Annotated in this window: 19 protein-coding genes and 4 pseudogenes; 18 read left to right on the forward strand and 5 right to left on the reverse strand. The window is 37.0% G+C overall.

Annotated elements, in window-relative coordinates; translation table 11 throughout:
- Nucleotides 1-30 precede the first annotated feature (30 nt).
- The gene (locus HMPREF1514_RS07990; protein WP_037598565.1) at nt 31-873 is read left to right on the forward strand and encodes a metallophosphoesterase family protein; all 843 of its coding nucleotides are present in this window, start codon (nt 31-33) and stop codon (nt 871-873) included.
- A gap of 58 nt (nt 874-931) precedes the next feature.
- On the forward strand, nt 932-1369 hold the full coding sequence (locus HMPREF1514_RS07995) for an Rrf2 family transcriptional regulator (RefSeq protein ID WP_037598567.1): 438 nt from the start codon (nt 932-934) through the stop codon (nt 1367-1369).
- 44 nt (nt 1370-1413) lie between these two features.
- Here HMPREF1514_RS07995 and HMPREF1514_RS08000 read toward each other — a convergent pair whose 3' ends face one another.
- Nucleotides 1414-2190 (reverse strand): glycyl-radical enzyme activating protein, encoded by a 777-nt coding sequence (locus tag HMPREF1514_RS08000; protein ID WP_003023885.1) that lies wholly within the window; start codon nt 2188-2190, stop codon nt 1414-1416.
- Between the two features lie 132 nt (nt 2191-2322).
- On the opposite strand from HMPREF1514_RS08000, the gene HMPREF1514_RS08005 reads away from it, so the two are divergent.
- From HMPREF1514_RS08005 to HMPREF1514_RS08075, 16 genes and pseudogenes are all read left to right on the forward strand, one after another.
- Nucleotides 2323-3066, forward strand: a complete 744-nt coding sequence (locus tag HMPREF1514_RS08005) for a DeoR/GlpR family DNA-binding transcription regulator (RefSeq protein WP_003028982.1) — start codon at nt 2323-2325, stop codon at nt 3064-3066.
- Between the two features lie 18 nt (nt 3067-3084).
- Nucleotides 3085-4047: a sugar-binding transcriptional regulator gene (locus HMPREF1514_RS08010; protein ID WP_037598570.1), complete on the forward strand. Its 963-nt coding sequence runs from the start codon at nt 3085-3087 to the stop codon at nt 4045-4047.
- Nucleotides 4048-4296: 249 nt separating this feature from the next.
- The gene (locus HMPREF1514_RS08015; protein ID WP_003023891.1) at nt 4297-4620 is read left to right on the forward strand and encodes a PTS lactose/cellobiose transporter subunit IIA; all 324 of its coding nucleotides are present in this window, start codon (nt 4297-4299) and stop codon (nt 4618-4620) included.
- A 20-nt stretch (nt 4621-4640) separates the two neighbouring features.
- Nucleotides 4641-4961: a PTS sugar transporter subunit IIB gene (locus HMPREF1514_RS08020; protein ID WP_003023895.1), complete on the forward strand. Its 321-nt coding sequence runs from the start codon at nt 4641-4643 to the stop codon at nt 4959-4961.
- 2 nt (nt 4962-4963) lie between these two features.
- Nucleotides 4964-6265: a PTS sugar transporter subunit IIC gene (locus HMPREF1514_RS08025; RefSeq protein WP_037598572.1), complete on the forward strand. Its 1302-nt coding sequence runs from the start codon at nt 4964-4966 to the stop codon at nt 6263-6265.
- 167 nt (nt 6266-6432) lie between these two features.
- On the forward strand, nt 6433-8874 hold the full coding sequence (locus HMPREF1514_RS08030) for a glycyl radical protein (RefSeq protein ID WP_037598575.1): 2442 nt from the start codon (nt 6433-6435) through the stop codon (nt 8872-8874).
- Nucleotides 8875-8888: 14 nt separating this feature from the next.
- A complete protein-coding gene (locus HMPREF1514_RS08035; RefSeq protein ID WP_003068492.1) occupies nt 8889-9557 on the forward strand; it encodes a fructose-6-phosphate aldolase in 669 nt (222 codons plus the stop codon).
- A 30-nt stretch (nt 9558-9587) separates the two neighbouring features.
- A complete protein-coding gene (locus HMPREF1514_RS08040; RefSeq protein WP_037598577.1) occupies nt 9588-10676 on the forward strand; it encodes a glycerol dehydrogenase in 1089 nt (362 codons plus the stop codon).
- A 155-nt stretch (nt 10677-10831) separates the two neighbouring features.
- Nucleotides 10832-11398, forward strand: a pseudogene (locus tag HMPREF1514_RS09530) (GrpB family protein).
- Between the two features lie 135 nt (nt 11399-11533).
- Nucleotides 11534-11813: pseudogene (locus HMPREF1514_RS09325) on the forward strand (CD1845 family protein).
- 31 nt (nt 11814-11844) lie between these two features.
- Complete coding sequence (locus HMPREF1514_RS08050; protein ID WP_003032465.1) at nt 11845-12159, forward strand: TfoX/Sxy family protein; 315 nt, start codon at nt 11845-11847, stop codon at nt 12157-12159.
- Between the two features lie 56 nt (nt 12160-12215).
- Nucleotides 12216-12644: a VOC family protein gene (locus HMPREF1514_RS08055; protein ID WP_037598581.1), complete on the forward strand. Its 429-nt coding sequence runs from the start codon at nt 12216-12218 to the stop codon at nt 12642-12644.
- Nucleotides 12645-12665: 21 nt separating this feature from the next.
- Nucleotides 12666-12809 (forward strand): annotated as a pseudogene (locus tag HMPREF1514_RS09330) (TfoX/Sxy family protein); the annotation flags it as partial.
- A 251-nt stretch (nt 12810-13060) separates the two neighbouring features.
- Complete coding sequence (locus tag HMPREF1514_RS08065; RefSeq protein WP_051426779.1) at nt 13061-13687, forward strand: S24 family peptidase; 627 nt, start codon at nt 13061-13063, stop codon at nt 13685-13687.
- Nucleotides 13688-13690: 3 nt separating this feature from the next.
- A pseudogene (locus HMPREF1514_RS08070) lies at nt 13691-13924 on the forward strand (DNA polymerase); the annotation flags it as partial.
- 73 nt (nt 13925-13997) lie between these two features.
- On the forward strand, nt 13998-14993 hold the full coding sequence (locus HMPREF1514_RS08075) for an AbiH family protein (RefSeq protein WP_037598587.1): 996 nt from the start codon (nt 13998-14000) through the stop codon (nt 14991-14993).
- A gap of 366 nt (nt 14994-15359) precedes the next feature.
- On the opposite strand, the gene lysS is transcribed toward HMPREF1514_RS08075, so the two are convergent.
- The 4 genes from lysS to HMPREF1514_RS08095 form a co-directional block, all read right to left on the reverse strand.
- Complete coding sequence (lysS, locus tag HMPREF1514_RS08080; protein WP_037598589.1) at nt 15360-16847, reverse strand: lysine--tRNA ligase; 1488 nt, start codon at nt 16845-16847, stop codon at nt 15360-15362.
- Between the two features lie 83 nt (nt 16848-16930).
- Nucleotides 16931-17572, reverse strand: coding sequence for a histidine phosphatase family protein (locus HMPREF1514_RS08085; RefSeq protein ID WP_037598591.1), 642 nt, complete (start codon nt 17570-17572; stop codon nt 16931-16933).
- Nucleotides 17573-17584: 12 nt separating this feature from the next.
- Entirely contained in the window at nt 17585-18067 is a 483-nt protein-coding gene (locus HMPREF1514_RS08090) for an aminoacyl-tRNA deacylase (RefSeq protein ID WP_037598593.1), read from the reverse strand.
- Nucleotides 18067-18909, reverse strand: coding sequence for a DUF368 domain-containing protein (locus HMPREF1514_RS08095; RefSeq protein ID WP_037598595.1), 843 nt, complete (start codon nt 18907-18909; stop codon nt 18067-18069). Before HMPREF1514_RS08095 ends, HMPREF1514_RS08090 begins: the two co-directional genes overlap by 1 nt.
- Between the last annotated feature and the right edge of the window lie 35 nt (nt 18910-18944).

Below are 18944 nucleotides of genomic sequence, written 5' to 3' on the forward strand. Positions count from 1 at the left end.
ATTTTTATAAAGGACAGACGAAACGATACAATGAAACGAAAAATTGCTTTATTATCAGATATTCATGGAAATGTAACGGCATTAGAAGCTGTTTTAGCGGACGCCAAAAAGGAACAGGTGACCGATTACTGGTTTTTGGGAGATTTATTGGCACCCGGAACGGGGCGAAAGAAAATTCTTGACTTAATGGCTACTTTACCGATTAGTCTTCAAGTGCGGGGAAATTGGGAAGATAGCATTTGGAATGCTCTTCATGGGAAATTAGATATCAGTCGCCCTAGTCATTTATATATGGTTTGTTTATGCCAGTATCTTTTGGAAGAAGTCACACCTGAAGAACTGAACCGATTGCATGAGTTGCCTTTGCAGCTTTTGACAAAAGTCGGTGATTTAGAAATTGCTGTGACTCATCATTTACCAGATAAAAATTGGGGACGAGAGTTGATTCATATTGGTCAACAAGAGAATTTTGATCGGCTGTTTGAAGGTAACAATTGTGCCATTGCCATTTATGGTCATATTCATCAGCAATTTCTTCGTTATGCGACGGGGGGACAGATGATTATCAATCCGGGCTCTATTGGTCAGCCGTTTTTTCTAGATGCTTGTTTGCGAAAGGATCTGCGAGCTCAGTATGCTATTTTAAAAATTGATGAACAGGGATTAGCAGATGTCGATTTTCGACGAGTGGCTTATGATGTAAATAAAGAATTGGAAATGGCTAGAACATTGAAGTTGCCTTATTATGAAGTATATTACGAAAGCCTTGTCAATGGGATTCATCACACCCATAACCATGATTTACTTCGAGCAATTAGTGAGCGAGAAGACTATGTTGCGCAGCTTAAGGAGTTTTTTAGACGTAATATATGAAGTCATAACGTAAATAAAGTATATGAGTAATAGAATCAGCAAATGAAAGGAGTTTAACATGCAAATTTCGAGTCGTTTTACCATTGCTACACACATGTTGACTGTTATAGCACTAGAATGTCAAGAGCACAAAGTAACGAGTGATGTTCTAGCAGCTAGCGTTGGAGTAAACCCTGTTATTATTCGCAAAATCTTATCGCAATTGAAAAGTGCGGATTTGATTTCTGTAGCGCGTGGGAGGGGAGGAGCTATCATTAGGAAAGATTTAAAGGATATTACCCTTTTGGATGTCTATCAAGCAGTAGAAAGTCTGGGAAAATCGGGACAACTCTTTAGCTTTCATGAGCATCCCAATCCGTCTTGTCCCATTGGCAGAAATATTCATTTCGTTTTAGATGATAAATTATCAGAAATTCAAGTAGCAATGGAAAAAGAACTGAGTAAAACCAGCCTTGCAGATGTCGTTGCATCTGCCCAAGAAAAGATAAAAAAATAATCCATTTCGTAAGAAATGGATTATTTTTTGGAGAAAAAGAGGAGCTAAAAATAACAGTTGATTTCATAATCAAGAAAAACTTGCTGATAATCATAGAGGTCTTCCGGATGTAGAGCTTGCACATTTTCCATTTCATAAGAACGTTTTAGTAATTTATATTTATTTTCACCGAATTGATGAAAAGGTAAGAGTTGTACTTGGTCAATAGATAATTTTTTAAATAAAATAGCAAATTGTTCGGCATCTTCTAGAGAGTCATTAAAGCTAGGGATAACAGGAATACGCAGGACAATGGTTTTTTGTTGCGAAAAAGCATAATGAATATTTTTGATAATTAGTTCATTTTTGACCCCTGTGACTTTGCGGTGATTGATGGTGTTGTAATGTTTTAAGTCAGTATAGATAAAATCTACATACTGGAGCAAATCAACGAATTTGTTATGATCTACAAAGGCTGTCGTTTCAATCGCTGTATGGATACCTTTTTCTTTGGCAGCTTTAAGGATTGCTTTGGCAAATTCAAATTGGGCAAAGATTTCTCCACCAGACAAGGTCAGGCCTCCACCTGATTCTTCATAAAATTCTCTATCTTTGAGAACTTCTTTGATAATCTCTTCAACGCTTTTTTCCTCTCCCATGGTGATAGTCTTTTTGCTAGAAGCGTCTAACATGGGCTCAGGTTTAAATTTCTGAGATTCTGGATTGGCACACCAAGGACAGCGTAAGGGACAGCCTTTTAGAAAAACAGTTGTCCGAATTCCTGGTCCGTCGTGAATACTAAAATGTTGAATATTAAAAATGATTCCTTTTTCTGCACTCATGATGTACACTCTTTTCTTGCTTATTTTCTTTTATTATATCAAACAAACGAAAGAAAAACAATTACGAATGAAACTATTTTTTATTTTATTTATTCCTTAAATTCTGTTAAAATAAAGAATGAGGTGAATAAAATGGAACGTTTAGATGAAATCGTTAAGCTCGTTTCAGAGTTTGAAAAAATTGATGTTAATACTTTATCTGATAAATTAAAAGTCTCTAAAGTTACGATTCGGAAAGACTTGGATAAGCTGGAAATGAAAGGCTTACTTCATCGGGAGCACGGTTATGCGGTCTTAAATAGTGGTGATGACTTGAATGTCCGGCTTTCTTTTCATTATGATACCAAGCGAAAGATAGCACAAGAAGCGGCAAAAATTGTTGCAGACAATGAAACGATTATCATTGAATCTGGTTCAACTTGTGCTCTGTTAGCTGAAGAAATCTGTCGTACTAAGAAGAATGTGAAAATTATTACAAATTCTTATTTTATCGCAGACTATGTGAGAAAAGTAGATTCTTGCAAGATTATCTTGCTAGGCGGTGAATTTCAGAACGATTCGCAAGTTACGGTCGGTCCTTTGCTTAAGGAAATGATTCAATTTTTCCATGTAGAACATGCTTTTGTAGGGACTGATGGCTATGATGAAGAGCTTGGTTTTACAGGTAAGGATTTAATGCGTAGCGAAGTGGTGCAATATATGTCGGAAGCATCTGATAAAATGATTGTGTTAACAGATTCGAGTAAATTTGACAAAAGAGGGACTGTCAAACGCTTTGGTTTGAAACAGGTTTCGCAGGTGGTAACCGATCAAGCTATTCCGACAGCCGCGGTTCAACGCCTAAAAGCAGCCAATATCAAATTGACTCTAGTCTGATAAGTAGAGGGAGATAAGATGAAAAGTGAAAGAAAAAGGCTATTAGCTAAGATTGCTTATCTTTATTATGTAGAGGAGAAAAGTCAGGCAGAAATTGCAGCAGAGACAGGGATTTATCGGACAACTGTGAGTCGTATGCTGGCTGAAGCTAAAAAGGAAGGCATTGTCAAAATCGAGATTGAAGCCTTTGATACGCGTTTGTTTCATTTAGAAAATGTAGTGAAAGAGAAGTATGGGTTAAAAGGACTTGAAATCGTAGCAAATCAAGTGGATGATTCACCTTCTGATTTGGAGCAGCGGTTAGCTCAATCAGCGGCAGGAATGCTTCGGGGGATGATTGATGACAATGCTAAAGTTGGATTTTCATGGGGAAAGAGTCTTAGTCTCTTGGTAGAACACTCGGGCAGTCGGCACTTGAATAATGTGCATTTTTTTCCATTAGCTGGCGGACCTAGCCATATTCATGCTCGTTATCATGTTAATACCCTCATTTACAGTATGGCTAATAAATACCATGGGGATTGTCGCTTTATGAATGCGACGATTATACAGGAAGACGAGATCTTAGCAAAAGGAATTTTATCTTCTAAATATTTTGAGGACTTAAAAAGAAGTTGGCAAGAACTAGATGTGGTTGTTGTTGGTATTGGCGGACAAGTGGATGAAAAGAATCGGCAGTGGTTGGATATGCTGACGGCTGAAGATTTTCGTACAGTGGAAAATGAAGGAGCTGTCGGAGAAATTTGTTGCCGCTTTTTTGATGAAAATGGTGAGTTGGTTGATGAACAGTTGCAAAATCGAACAGTTGCTATTTCTTTAGATTATTTAAAAACAGTTCCTCACAGTCTGGCTTTCGCCTATGGTCGTCAAAAAGCTGCCGCTATTTTGGCGGTTTTACGTGCTGGGTATATCAACTATTTAGTTACAGATGAAGCAACTATTTTAAAAGTGTTGGAATTGGATAATAGTGCAGTTAATTAATTAGTAGTTTATAACAATTCTCCTTTTCCTCATTATTTCATTTTCAAAAGGTCAAGAATAATGATTCTGACCCTTTTTATTTTACTCTATAAGCACAAATGTGCGATAAATATAAAAAAAGAGAATTTGTTCAGTGATATATTGACGGAATAAGAGAAAGATGATAAATTTGAGTTACAAACAAAAATAAAACGCTTTCAAATAAAAGAAAGATATATTTTGTAAATAAAAATAGGAGTAACGTTAAATATGGAAGTGATTGTAGCTGATCAAATCATTATGGGGTTAATCTTGCATGCTGGGGATGCCAAACAGCATATTTACCAAGCTTTGTCATTAGCAAAAAATGGTGAGTTTGAAAAGTGTAATGAATATCTAGAATTGGCAGATCAGGCATTATTAGAAGCTCATAATCTTCAAACGGAGTTTTTGGCACAGGAAGCGGGGGGAACAAAGACAGAAATTACAGCTTTGTTTGTCCACTCTCAGGATCATTTGATGACCAGTATTACAGAAATTAATCTTATCAAGGAAATCATTGACTTGAGAAAAGAATTACAAGTGAAAAAATAAATCATCAGGAGGATGAAGATATGATTAAAATTGGGTTGTTTTGTGCAGCAGGTTTTTCAACAGGAATGTTGGTCAATAATATGAAAATAGCTGCGAAAGAAGCTGGTTTAGAGGTTGAGATTGATGCTTATTCTCAGGCCAAGTTAGCAGATTATGCACCAAACTTGGATGTTGCTTTGTTAGGACCACAAGTAGCTTATACTTTGGATAAGTCAGCTGCCATTTGCGAAGAGAACCATATTCCAATTGCGGTCATTCCAATGGCGGACTATGGCATGCTAGATGGTAAAAAAGTATTGAATCTCGCTTTGGGGCTTTTGGAACAAAAACAAGGAGCTTAGTTATGGCTAAAATAGATACTCAAAAAATTATTGCGCCGATTATGAAATTTGTCAATATGCGCGGTATTATTGCCTTAAAGGATGGTATGTTGGCAATTCTGCCCTTGACAGTTGTTGGAAGTATCTTTCTGATTGTAGGACAGTTACCATTTGAAGGCCTCAATCAGGCGATTGCAGGTATTTTTGGGAAAAATTGGACTGAGCCATTTATGCAGGTTTACTCAGGAACTTTTGCGATTATGGGTTTGATTTCCTGTTTCTCCATAGGATATTCTTATGCTAAAAATAGTGGTGTAGAGCCTCTGCCAGCAGGGGTGTTATCCGTGTCCTCGTTCTTCATTCTTTTAAAATCTTCTTATGTACCGACAAAAGGTGAACCTATTGCAGATGCTATTACTAAAGTTTGGTTTGGTGGTCAGGGGATTATTGGAGCCATTATTATTGGTTTGGTTGTCGGTAGTATCTATACCATGTTTATTCAAAAGCATATTGTTATTAAAATGCCAGAGCAAGTTCCTCAAGCGATCGCCAAGCAATTTGAAGCTATGATTCCAGCTTTTGTGATATTCTTTCTTTCCATGGTAGTCTATATTCTTGCTAAAATGCTGACAAAGGGTGGTACTTTTATCGAAATGATTTACGGTGTGATTCAAGTACCGCTGCAAGGATTGACTGGTTCCCTTTACGGTGCAATCGGTATTGCCTTTTTCATCTCTTTCCTATGGTGGTTTGGTGTACACGGACAATCTGTTGTCAATGGTGTAGTGACCGCTCTCTTACTTTCAAATCTGGATGCTAATAAAGCCTTGCTTGCTGCTGGAAAGTTATCTGTTGGAAAAGGTGCTCACATTGTCACTCAGCAATTCTTGGATAGTTTCCTTATTTTGTCTGGTTCTGGTATTACTTTTGGTTTGGTGGTAGCCATGCTCTTTGCAGCTAAGTCCAAGCAATACAAAGCACTAGGAAAGGTTGCTGCTTTTCCAGCAATCTTTAATGTCAATGAACCGATTGTCTTTGGATTCCCAATTGTTATGAATCCCGTCATGTTCTTGCCTTTTATTCTTGTACCTGTTTTAGCGGCTGTAATTGTTTATGGCTCTATAGCAATTGGCTTTATGCAGCCATTTTCAGGGGTGACCTTGCCATGGAGTACACCAGCTATTATTTCTGGTTTCTTAGTGGCAGGATGGCAAGGTGCTCTCATCCAAGTTGTCATTTTAGCTATGTCCACTCTCATCTATTTCCCATTCTTTAAATTCCAAGACAATCTTGCTTACAGTAATGAACTGAAAGCGGAAGGATAAACCACATTGTATCACTGTAAAGAAATTATTTTAACGTTGATTGAGCACAAATGTGCAAAAAATCTTTAATTCGATAATTGATTATAAATGATTGAATTTTTGCATCTTGCATGCTACAATAGTTACGAAAGAAATAAAAATAATTTCATAAGAAAGGTTGTGTTGTGATGACTAATGTAAAAGAAATAGAAAAAACGACGATACAAACGAATTATTTTGGTAGTTTAACGGACCGAATGAACAAGTATCGGGAAGATGTGCTGGACAAGAAACCTTATATTGATGCTGAACGTGCTGTTCTTGCAACAAGAGCTTATCAAGAGCATAAAGAAAAGCCAAATGTTCTGAAGCGTGCTTATATGCTTAAGGAAATTTTGGAAAATATGACGCTTTATATTGAAGATGAGACCATGATTGTTGGAAATCAGGCTTCATCTAATAAAGATGCACCTATTTTCCCAGAGTATACTTTAGAATTTGTACTCAATGAATTAGATCTTTTTGAAAAGCGCGATGGCGATGTTTTCTATATTACAGAGGAAACTAAAGAACAGCTCCGCGGCATCGCTCCCTTCTGGGAAAACAATAACCTCCGTGCTAGAGCTGGGGCTTTACTTCCAGAAGAAGTTCAGGTTTATATGGAAACTGGCTTCTTTGGCATGGAAGGAAAGATGAACTCTGGTGATGCTCACTTGGCAGTCAACTATCAAAAATTGCTTCAATATGGTTTGAAAGGTTTTGAAGAAAAAGCTCGGGCAGCTAAGGAGGCCTTGGATTTGACAGATCCGGCTAGTATTGATAAATATCATTTCTATGATTCCATTTTCATTGTAGTGGATGCTGTGAAAGCTTATGCGGAGCGTTTTGTCAAATTAGCTCAAGATATGGCAGAGTCTGCAAGCCCAGAGCGCCGTCAAGAATTATTGGAAATTGCTCGAATTTGTTCCAAAGTGCCTTACGAACCAGCTGAAACGTTTGCTGAAGCTATTCAGTCTGTCTGGTTTATCCAGTGTATTTTACAGATTGAGTCTAATGGTCACTCCCTCTCTTATGGGCGCTTTGACCAATACATGTATCCTTATGTTAAGTCGGACTTGGAAGCTGGTCGCGAGACGGAAGAAAGCATTGTCGAACGCTTAACCAATCTTTGGATTAAGACGATTACGATCAATAAAGTACGCAGCCAGGCTCATACTTTCTCATCTGCTGGTAGTCCTTTGTATCAAAATGTGACAATTGGTGGACAAACACGTGATAAGAAAGATGCTGTAAATCCCCTTTCTTATCTGGTTTTGAGATCTGTTGCACAGACGCATTTGCCACAGCCAAACTTAACAGTTCGCTACCATGCTGGTCTAGATGCTCGTTTTATGAACGAATGCATAGAAGTTATGAAACTAGGTTTTGGAATGCCTGCTTTCAATAATGACGAGATTATTATTCCGTCCTTTATTGCCAAAGGCGTTTTGGAAGAAGATGCATACGACTACAGTGCTATCGGCTGTGTGGAGACAGCTGTGCCAGGTAAATGGGGCTACCGTTGTACGGGTATGAGCTATATGAACTTCCCTAAGGTGCTTCTCATCACTATGAACGATGGGATTGATCCCGCATCTGGCAAGCGTTTTGCACCAAGCTTCGGTCATTTTAAAGACATGAAGAGCTTTGCTGAGCTGCAAACAGCTTGGGACAAGACTTTGCGTCACTTGACTCGTATGAGTGTCATCGTGGAAAACGCGATTGACCTTTCTCTAGAAAGAGAAGTACCAGATATTCTCTGCTCAGCTTTGACAGACGATTGTATCGGTCGTGGAAAGCATTTGAAAGAAGGCGGAGCTGTCTATGACTATATTTCCGGTTTGCAAGTTGGAATTGCCAATCTATCAGACTCACTAGCAGCAATCAAGAAGCTAGTCTTTGAAGAAGGCAAACTGACTCCAGCTGAACTCTGGCATGCGCTTGAAACGGACTATGCAGGTGAGCGCGGCAAGGAAATTCAAGAGATGTTGATTTCTGATGCACCGAAATATGGTAATGATGATGATTACGCTGATAAGCTGGTGACTGATGCTTATGATATTTATGTGGATGAAATTGCTAAATATCCAAATACCCGTTATGGACGTGGTCCAATTGGCGGTATCCGCTACTCAGGAACATCTTCTATTTCAGCCAATGTTGGTCAAGGTCGTGGTACTTTGGCGACACCAGATGGCCGCAATGCAGGGACACCGCTCGCTGAAGGCTGTTCTCCATCTCACAATATGGACAAGAATGGTCCGACTTCTGTATTGAAATCTGTTTCTAAATTGCCGACAGATGAAATCGTTGGGGGCGTTCTGCTCAATCAAAAAGTCAATCCTCAGACCCTGTCTAAGGAAGAAGATAAAATTAAATTGATTGCTTTACTTCGTACGTTCTTTAACCGTTTGCACGGTTATCATATTCAATACAATGTTGTTTCTAGAGAAACCTTGATTGATGCGCAAAAACATCCTGAAAAACACCGTGATTTGATTGTGCGTGTTGCAGGATATTCGGCATTCTTCAATGTACTCTCCAAAGCAACACAAGATGATATTATCGGACGTACAGAACACACATTATAAAAGAGGTCCAGTTTATGGAATTCATGCTTGATACATTAAATGTAGAAGAAATAAAAAAATGGTCGCAAATTCTCCCCTTGGCAGGAGTGACTTCTAACCCGACCATCGCTAAAAAAGAGGGGGAGATTGATTTCTTTAAACGCATCCAAGAAGTTAGAGAAATTATTGGGGAAGCTCCTTCCATTCATATTCAGGTTGTTGCCAAAGATTATCAGGGAATTTTAAAAGATGCCGCTGAAATTCGCAAGCATTGTAGTGGAAATGTGTTTGTCAAAGTACCTGTAACCCCTGAAGGTTTAGCCGCTATAAAGGTTTTAAAAGCAGAAGGTTACAAGATTACGGCAACTGCTATTTATACCATTTTCCAAGGTTTATTAGCCATTCAAGCAGGCGCAGATTATTTAGCTCCTTATTATAACCGTATGGAAAATTTGAACATTGATTCAGATGTAGTTATTGGTCAATTGGCAGATGCGATTGCGAAAGAAGGTTCATCTAGCAAAATTTTAGCAGCTTCCTTTAAAAATGTAGGACAAGTCAACAAGGCTTTTGCTGATGGTACCCATGCTATTACAGCAGGTGCAGATGTCTTTGAATCAGCTTTTGCTATGCCGTCTATTTCAAAGGCAGTAAATGATTTTGCAGCAGATTGGTCATTCATTCATGGTCAAAAGTACATCTAATCTCCATTTTTGCGTAGGAAGAGGTATTTTATGAGAACTTTTGCAAGCCCTTCTCGCTATATTCAAGGTGAAGATGCCTTATTTGAAAATGCAAAACAGATTTTGAACTTAGGAAACCATCCAGTTTTGCTTTGTGACAACACTGTTTATCGAATTGTAGGAAAGAAGTTCCAATCCTGTCTTACTCGCTATGGACTTCATATATTGCATGTCAGTTTTAATGGTGAAGCTTCGGATAATGAAATCAATCGGGTAGCTGCTTTAGCTGAAAAAGATGGAGCAGATCTAGTGATTGGTCTTGGTGGTGGAAAAACAATTGACAGTGCTAAGGCAATTGCAGATTTATTGGGAAATCCCGTCGTGATTGCACCGACTATTGCTTCGACAGATGCACCAACATCAGCTCTTTCAGTAATTTATACTGAGGAAGGAGCATTTGAAAAATATATTTTTTACACCAAGAACCCAGATCTTGTTCTAGTAGATTCAAAGGTCATTGCTCAAGCTCCAAAGCGCTTGTTGGCTTCTGGAATTGCAGATGGTTTAGCGACTTGGGTTGAAGCGCGTGCGGTTATGCAGGCAAATGGAGAGACCATGCTGGGACAAAGACAGACTTTAGCAGGCGCAGCTATTGCTCAAAAATGTGAAGAAACTCTTTTTGCAGATGGTTTACAAGCACTGGCTGCTTGTGAGGCGCAGGTGGTAACACCAGCTCTTGAGCATATCATTGAGGCTAATACGCTTCTCAGCGGTGTTGGTTTTGAAAGTGGTGGATTGGCTGCTGCTCATGCCATTCACAATGGATTTACAGCTCTGACTGGTGATATTCATCATCTGACTCATGGAGAAAAAGTAGCTTATGGAACGCTAACACAGCTCTTTCTTGAAAACCGTCCAAAAGAGGAGTTGGAAAAATATATTCGTTTCTATCAGAAAATTGGTATGCCCACGACCTTGGCAGAAATGTATTTAGAAAATGCCAGCTATGATGATTTGCTCAAGGTTGGTAAGCAAGCTACTATTGAAGGTGAAACCATTCATCAGATGCCGTTTAAGATTTCAGCATCTGATATTGCAGGTGCTATCCTAGCAGTCGATCGTTATGTAAACTCCTTATAAAAATAAAAAGGAAACAAGTCTGATTAGATTGGACTTGTTTTTTCGTGTAGTGATAGCTAAAAGTTTTAATCAGAAATAATAAACGCCTGATGCACATTGAAAATGTTATAATGATAATAAATGTGAGAAATAAATGCAAACTAGTGGAGAACAGATTGAGTAAAAAATTAGAAGATATGAGTTTAGAAGAATTATGGCAGTTGTTTCCCATATTTCTTGTAAAACATAATAAAGAATGGGCGGATTGGTATGATGAGGAAGCAACTGCTATTTTGTCCCTGATACCAGCTAAATATATAGTAAGAATATCTCATATTGGTAGTACTGCGGTTCAAAATATATGGGCAAAGAATATAGTAGATATATTACTTGAGGTTCGATTAGCCGAAGAATTAGAAATAGTGAAAAATATTCTTGTTGAAAATAATTGGTGATGCATGAGTCAAAGTACACGACGAATCTCATTAAATAAAGGATACACGGAGCAAGGTTTTGCAGACAAAGTCTTTCATCTTCACATTAGAGTTGTCGGAGATAATGATGAACTATATTTCAGAGATTACTTACGTGAGAATCATAATGTAGCGAAAGAATATGAACATTTAAAGCTGAACTTATGGAAGAAATTTGAACATGATAGAGACGGCTACACTGATGCAAAGTGTAAGTTTATTAAACGATATACTAAAATTGCAAAAGAAAAATTTATAGGAAGATATTAAAACAGATACGAGCACTGTGATCGTGCTTTTTAACTTACTTTAAATATGGTAAAATGGATGTGATTAAAATAGGAAAAGAGTATAAAATGGCGAAAAAATCAAACGCAAATATTGGATTTGAAAAAGAGGTAGTGTATGCGATTTATATTGAAAATTATCTTATTCCCGATTAGTCTTATCTTATCAATTTTAACAACTTTTCTGACATTCTTGCTTGGCATAGGAACGGCGTTGTTGTATATCGTTATGATGTTGCATATTTGGAGCATTAGCTTCTTTCAATCAAGGAGAAGTCGGAATTGGCATATCAGGATTGCTTATCGGCTTCCTATTTAGTCCTTACGGGCTTCCGATGATAGGAGAAACAGTGATAGCGTTTATCAAATTAATAAATGATAAGATTAGGGCGATATAGATAAATTTGAATTTGGAGGGGGATAATCAAGGTGAATGAAATTAATGAATATGTTCGCGATAGTTTTTCTAAATCCGGCGATATTGTCATAAAATCTATGATGGGCGGATACCTTGTATATTTTAATGGTAAGCTGATAGGTGACATTTGCAATAATGAACTGTTTTTAAAGAGAACGCCGACATCGGACAGACTGCTTGCAGATTCCGAACTGCGTTATCCGTATGAAGATTCAAAAACCTTGATGCATGTATTTGATAGTTTTGATGATAAGGCTCTAATTCTGGAACTTCTGGATGGTATGTATGCTGAACTTCCGGAAAAGAAACCTGCGAAAGCCAGATGAGAAAGACAAATCTTAATTTATTAGATGAAAGTTAATTAGAAATTATGGAGGTAGTAATGAATAAGATTACTTGTATTTGTTTAGGTGTTAGCGATATGGAAAAGTCAATAAAGTTTTACAGAGATGGTTTAGGATATAAGACTGACTGTAAAGAAAATAATCCGCCAGTATGTTTTTTCAATACTCCAGGAACAAAATTTGAACTATTTCCTTTAGAACAATTGGCAAAAGATATTGATGAAAATAACCCACCAAAGAGAAATGGATTTCCCGGAATTACATTAGCGTACAATGTTGAACAAAAAGAAGATGTTGATAGTGTAATTGAATTAGTACGAAATGCTGGTGGAAGAATTGTAAAAGAACCACAAGACACCTTTTGGGGTGGATATCACGCCTATTTTTCTGATTTAGATGGATATTATTGGGAAGTTGCATGGGGACCAAATTTTAAGTTTGACAAAAATGGACTATTGAAATTTTAGTAATTAAAGAAGATATAAAAAATGGCTTCAAGCAAAGAATATTTAGACTTTATTTTAGAACAAGTATCTGAATTAGATAATATTAGTTATAGAGCTATGATGGGAGAATTTATTATCTATTATAATGGAAAAATTATTGGCGGAATACATGATGATAGATTATTGAATTCTGCAATTGAGGAAGAAGAGGACATAATCCGTTTGTCTAGTAGTCCGAAGATAAATTTTGCTAAAACGGGTTTTGAGTTACATGAAAAAGGTGATATTTGTTCTTTCTGTGGTAATAATATTGCTGATGATACATTTGATGAATTGGAGAAGTTTTTTTCTGCATCAAAAATAAAAGATTTTGAAAATAGTATCAACCAGAAAAATTAAAAGCTCGGAGGAAAGAGCTAAAACTAACACAAAAAGATATTGCAGATAAGCTAGGAATTAGCTATCAGGCCTATTCTGCTTGGGAACGTGGAGTCAAAGAACCTTCTATTGAGAAAGTGGCATTATTAGAGAAGCTTTTGAACGTCCCAAAAGGTTATTTCACTGAAATAGAGATTGTCAGACTTTATAATGTCCTCTCACCCAATGGAAAAGATCAAGTTGTGTCTTATGCTCGTGACTTAGTCGCAGAAGAGAAAAATAAGAAGGTTGTCTCTATTGCTGAACCACGCTATGAATATCGGGTCTATGAAGAAATGTCTGCTGGTCTTGGTGCCACTATCTATGGAGAAAAAGAATACGATACGGTCTACTATAATGAGGAGCTAGGACATGATTTCGCTTCTTGGGTTTCAGGAGATTCTATGGAACCCAAATATCCTAATGGTTCCGTTGCTCTAATCCGTGAGACGGGCTTTGATTATAATGGGGCAGTTTATGCAGTTGTTTGGAATGAGCAGACCTATATCAAGCGAGTCTACCTGGAAGAAGATGGCTTGCGCCTCGTTTCCATCAATAAAAAATACAAAGACAAATTTGCTCCTTATGACGATGATCCTCGCATTGTCGGAAAAATTGTCGGAAACTTTATGCCTCTGGAGGACTAGGTTATGGGAATCATTGACTATTCAAAAGAGCCTGTCAGTGATATTGCCTTTATTGATATGAAATCCTTCTATGCAAGCGTTGAGTGTGTGGAGCGAGGGCTTCATCCTCTTAAAACCTCCCTCTGTGTGATGAGTCGAGCGGATAATTCTGCTGGATTAATATTGGCATCATCACCTATGTTTAAGAAAGTATTTGGAAAGAAAAATGTTGGACGAGCTTATGATCTACCATTTGACTAATTAGTGTCAAAAAAGAGTATTCTTCAGAAAGATATGGTAACATTGATAAAAAGAACACTACGGAGACTTTATGAGAAGAAGATTATTTGTCATAGGAAATGGGTTTGACTTGCACTTTGGTTTACCAACTAAAGTAAGTGATTTCAAGGATTATTTATCCTATCAAAATGTTTATTCAATGGGTAATGCGAGAGAAGTGTATGATAGTTATGGTGTCAATTGGTCAGAATTTGAAAAAAGTCTGGCTAGTATATCAATTGATTGCATATACGAAGAAAATGCTCAAGGACCGGATTACTTATCAGACCGTGAATCTGATAGAGATGGTGGGATTATAGAGATGGTAGAACTGACTGACCAGTTTTTGGAAGCTAGGAATAATGCTTTAAATGAAATGATAAATAACACTGAGTCTAAAATTCAATCTATACAATCACCGTACAGAAAGAGTCTTTTTAATGATAGTATAATAATATCATTTAATTATACATCTACTTTAGAAACGTTATTTGATTTACAACATTCAGAAGTTTACCATATCCATGGTTATTTTCCAAATCAGGATAAGTTAATATTTGGGTACAAGAAGGAAGAACGTTCTTTATTGGAGACAAATGCAACTATCTATAGCAAATTTGAAGAGGAAATTTATAAAATTTCACATGATAGCAAACTATCTGACAATGAGAAAGAGCTTAAGAGAGATGAGATTAAATTTTTATATGAAGATGGATATTATGATTATTATCTCGACCAGCAAAGAGAAGTTGTAAATTCATTTTATAAATCGAATAAGAAAACTTTTCGATATGATGAGTTAAAAGCTTTTTTAGCTGATTATGTAGAGCAATCAATAGATGAAGTGGTAGTTTTAGGACAGTCGATGGCAGAAGTAGACAGTGAATATATGGAAATAATTGAAGGTGTTATTAAACCAAAAAGATGGATTATTTCTCAATTTGAAGGACAACCTGACAAATTAGATTTAAAAAATTATACATTCAATAAAAAGATAAGTTTCTGTACTATAGATGATTTTGCCAAGGACAAAATTAACAAGAAATGACATGTAGAACAAGATAATTTATGTAAACAGAGAAGTTCCAAGAAGTAACTGAGATATTTCAAATTACTTGAAATTTAATCAAATATTGAACAGAATAAATAGTCTTCAAAGACCATGGCTAAGGATTTTTTAAAATCATGAAACCCAACCCTGACAAAACAAGTTTTAAGAATTTATGTATTTTAAAAACCGAACATCTCTCTTAGATTTTATCATCTAGGTCTGAGATAGTTCGGTTTTTGTATTTTGTTGAAAATCACTATTTTTTACGCTTTTTTCAAGTTTCAAAAATTTGGTGTTAAATTGGTGTTAAATTTAGGCAAGTAGTAGTTACAAACCATATTAAATCAATGTTTTAAACGAGATTTACTTCATCGTAGGGAACAGTAATACATCACGGATAGAAGTGACATCTGTCAATAGCATAATTAAGCGGTCAATTCCAATTCCGAGGCCGCCAGTTGGTGGCATACCGTATTCAAGAGCTTCTACATAGTCGTAGTCGATACCAGTCGCTTCATCATCTCCGAGTTCCTTAGCTTTGGCTTGCGCTTCAAAACGCGATAATTGGTCAATTGGGTCGTTCAACTCTGTAAAGGCGTTGGCAAATTCGCGTCCAACGATAAAGAGTTCAAAGCGGTCGGTAAAGCGAGGATCATCTGCATTTTTCTTAGCAAGAGGCGAGACTTCAACTGGATGCCCATAGATAAATGTAGGTTGAATCAAGGTATCCTCAACAAAATCTTCAAAGAAAGCATTGATAATATGACCGACTGTAAAATGCTTTTCAACCGTTACATGGTATTCCTTAGCTAGTGCAGTGGCTTCTTCGAGAGTCATTTCTTTCCAGAAATCAATGCCCGTTTGCTCTTTAATGGCTTCTAGCATATGTTTACGTGCAAATTTGCGACCGATAAAGATTTCAGTACCTTGATAAGGGACACTTTCGGCATCTGTAACAGCTTTAGCTGCACTTTGGATAATCCCTTCTGTCAAGTCCATGATATCCTCAAAGTCTGCATAAGCCTGATAAGCTTCAATTGTAGTAAATTCAGGATTGTGAGTGGCATCCATTCCTTCGTTACGGAAAATGCGTCCCATTTCATAAACACGTTCCATACCACCAACAATCAGACGTTTTAAGTGCAATTCAGTTGCGATACGAAGCACCATATCAATATTTTGTGCATTGTGATGAGTAATAAATGGACGAGCAGCAGCACCACCAGCTTCATTATGTAGTACAGGTGTTTCAACTTCAAGGAATCCTTGGTTGTCAAGATAGCGACGAATTTCAGAAACAATACGGCTGCGAGTCACAAAACGATCAAAACTTTCACGATTGGAAATCAAATCCAAATACCGTTTACGATAAATCGTTTCAACGTCTGTTAGTCCATGGAATTTTTCAGGCAATGGACGAAGTGCTTTAGAGAGGTGTGTAATGTGAGTTGCTTTAATCGAAAGCTCTCCCATATCTGTACGCATGACCTCACCTTCAATACCAAGGAAGTCGCCAATATCTGCTTTTTTGAAAATTTGATAATTCTCTTCACCGACAGTATCTTTTCTGACGTAGATTTGAATTTGACCTTCGCGGTCTTGAATATGAGCAAAACCGACTTTGCCTTTCCCGCGCTTGGTCATAAGTCGTCCCGCAATGGTAGCAGTTTCAGCTAATTCGTGCAACTCTTCTTTTGTTTTATCATTATATTTTTCTTTTAATTGGGCAGAATCTGCAGTACGTTCAAAACGTTTACCAAATGGGTCAATGCCTTGTTCTGCTAAAGCAGCCATTTTTTCACGACGAATCAGCTGCTGGTCATTTAATTCTTCAATATGTTCAGTAGTCATATTCTTCCTCCTAAAGTTTACCTTCCTCATTCTATCATAAATAAGGCAGAAATTCACCTATAAATAAAGAAAAAACCATGATTTTATACGCTCACGGTTTCAATTGTTTTTAAGTGATCAACATTGTTCCAATCAAGAAGTGTAAAATGCTCAAAATCTTGCGTTTCAAGAATGGTGACACTTCCATTTGTGAGACCACCCTGCTGGCGAAGTTGAGCAAAGTCATAACCTAATAACAAACGTAAAGAAGCGGTTAAATTCGCTCCATGACCAACAAAAAGAAGATTTTTATAAGATTGTCCTTTTTGTGATTTAATGAAGTCTATTGTACGTCGTGTAGTATTGTAGACTGATTCCGCACCAAAAATAGAGTTGTTAAATTTCGCCAGATTATGACGGAAAGCTTCCATTTGATGAGGATAGATAGCCGTAATCGTAGAAATTTTCTGTCCTTCTAGGGAGCCTAATTGCCATTCACGTAGCTCGGCATGTGGCTCAACGACTTGTGAAAAATGATTTTCACTATTGATAATCTGTGCAGTTGCCATTGCGCGTGGTAAATCACTTGAAAAAATTTTGTCAAATTTAATGTGAGCTATGTGTTTTCCAAGCAAGTGCAATTCTTCAATAGAAGTCTCAAGCAGCGGTGAATCACCATTGGCTCCTTGAAAGCGTCCTTCTAAATTCCATTGAGTTTTCCCGTGTCGAACGAAGTAGAGTTTCATACAGTTTCCTTTCTATTTTGAATCCTCTTTTAAATCTGCAAAGTCTGCTTCAACAAAATCAGCTAAATCCTTTGCGTTAATTTCAATACTGTGTCCCAATTCTCCAGCCGATACGATAATAGTCTTGCGTGTTAATGCTGAATAATCAATAAAAATAGGAAAATGATGCTTTTGTCGAATGCCGACAGGATTATTTGCACCATGAATATAACCAGTTGTTTTTTCCAAATCCTTCTGTGGGATCATACTTACTTTTTTGTTACCAGAGAGTTTGGCTAGTTTCTTTTCTGAAAGATGTTCTGTAATGGGCAAGATCCCAATGATAACACCTGTTTTATCACCTGTTAGGGCTAATGTCTTATAAATCTGTGAACGATCTATTTCTGCAGGTAATTCTCCTCCTAAAGCATTAATTTGAAGCCCTTTGTGGCTAATTTTAGCTTTCGTTAAGATTTGTTCGACCAAGGTTTTCTTGATTTTTGTTTTTTTAGCCATTATTTATACTTTTCCTCCAATTGGCTCATCCAAGCACCCAGCCAAGTTCCCAAACCAAAGAAGAAGGCAGCAGTAACTAAAGTGATGATAGAAGTATTAGCATAATGAATACTTTCGCTATTCCCAGGATTTGGTACCAAGATGAGAATGGTACTCGACAAGACAATACCGATGATAAAATGATAGACTCGAGAATGATAATTTTCTAAAGCATAATGCATAGATTTTGAAAAAATTACAAGTGCGAGAAAACCGCCGATTCCGATTGGTAAAAAAGTTCCTAAAATATCTAAAGATTTGAAACCGATTAGCATAGGAGAATACAGTCCCAAAATTAAAAGTAAATTTGAAGGGCTCAAGCCTGGAACGAGAATTCCTAGTGCAATTAGCGCACCAGCTAAAATAAATGTCAAGAAATTTGCAGGTAAAGTTCCAACGAAACTATTGAGGAAATATAGGCAAATACCAGAAATGAGAAAGGTAGTAAGGAACCAAATAACATCAGTTCGATCGCGATCAGATTCTCTGATAGATTCGTTTAATAAACTTGGAATTGTGCCAATAATTGCACCTGCAAATCCCCATAAAACAATGATTTTATAGTGTTCTAATAGATATTCAACTGGTAAGGAAAATAGTGCAATTCCTAACACCGTTCCAATGCCAACAGGTAAAAAATAAAGCACATTATCCCGAAAATTTTCCCTTATATGCGCTAAAAAATAAATCATCCGCTCGTAAATTCCCAAAATAGCAGCTAAAACTCCACCAGATACCCCGGGGAGAATAAATCCTAGCGCGATGATAATTCCCTTTAAAATTCTTATCAACCAAGAAATCATCCATTACTCCCTAAACTTTTCTATGCTAGTTATTA

This window comes from Streptococcus sp. AS20 (assembly GCF_000524255.1).
In the GTDB taxonomy this organism is placed as follows: domain Bacteria; phylum Bacillota; class Bacilli; order Lactobacillales; family Streptococcaceae; genus Streptococcus; species Streptococcus constellatus.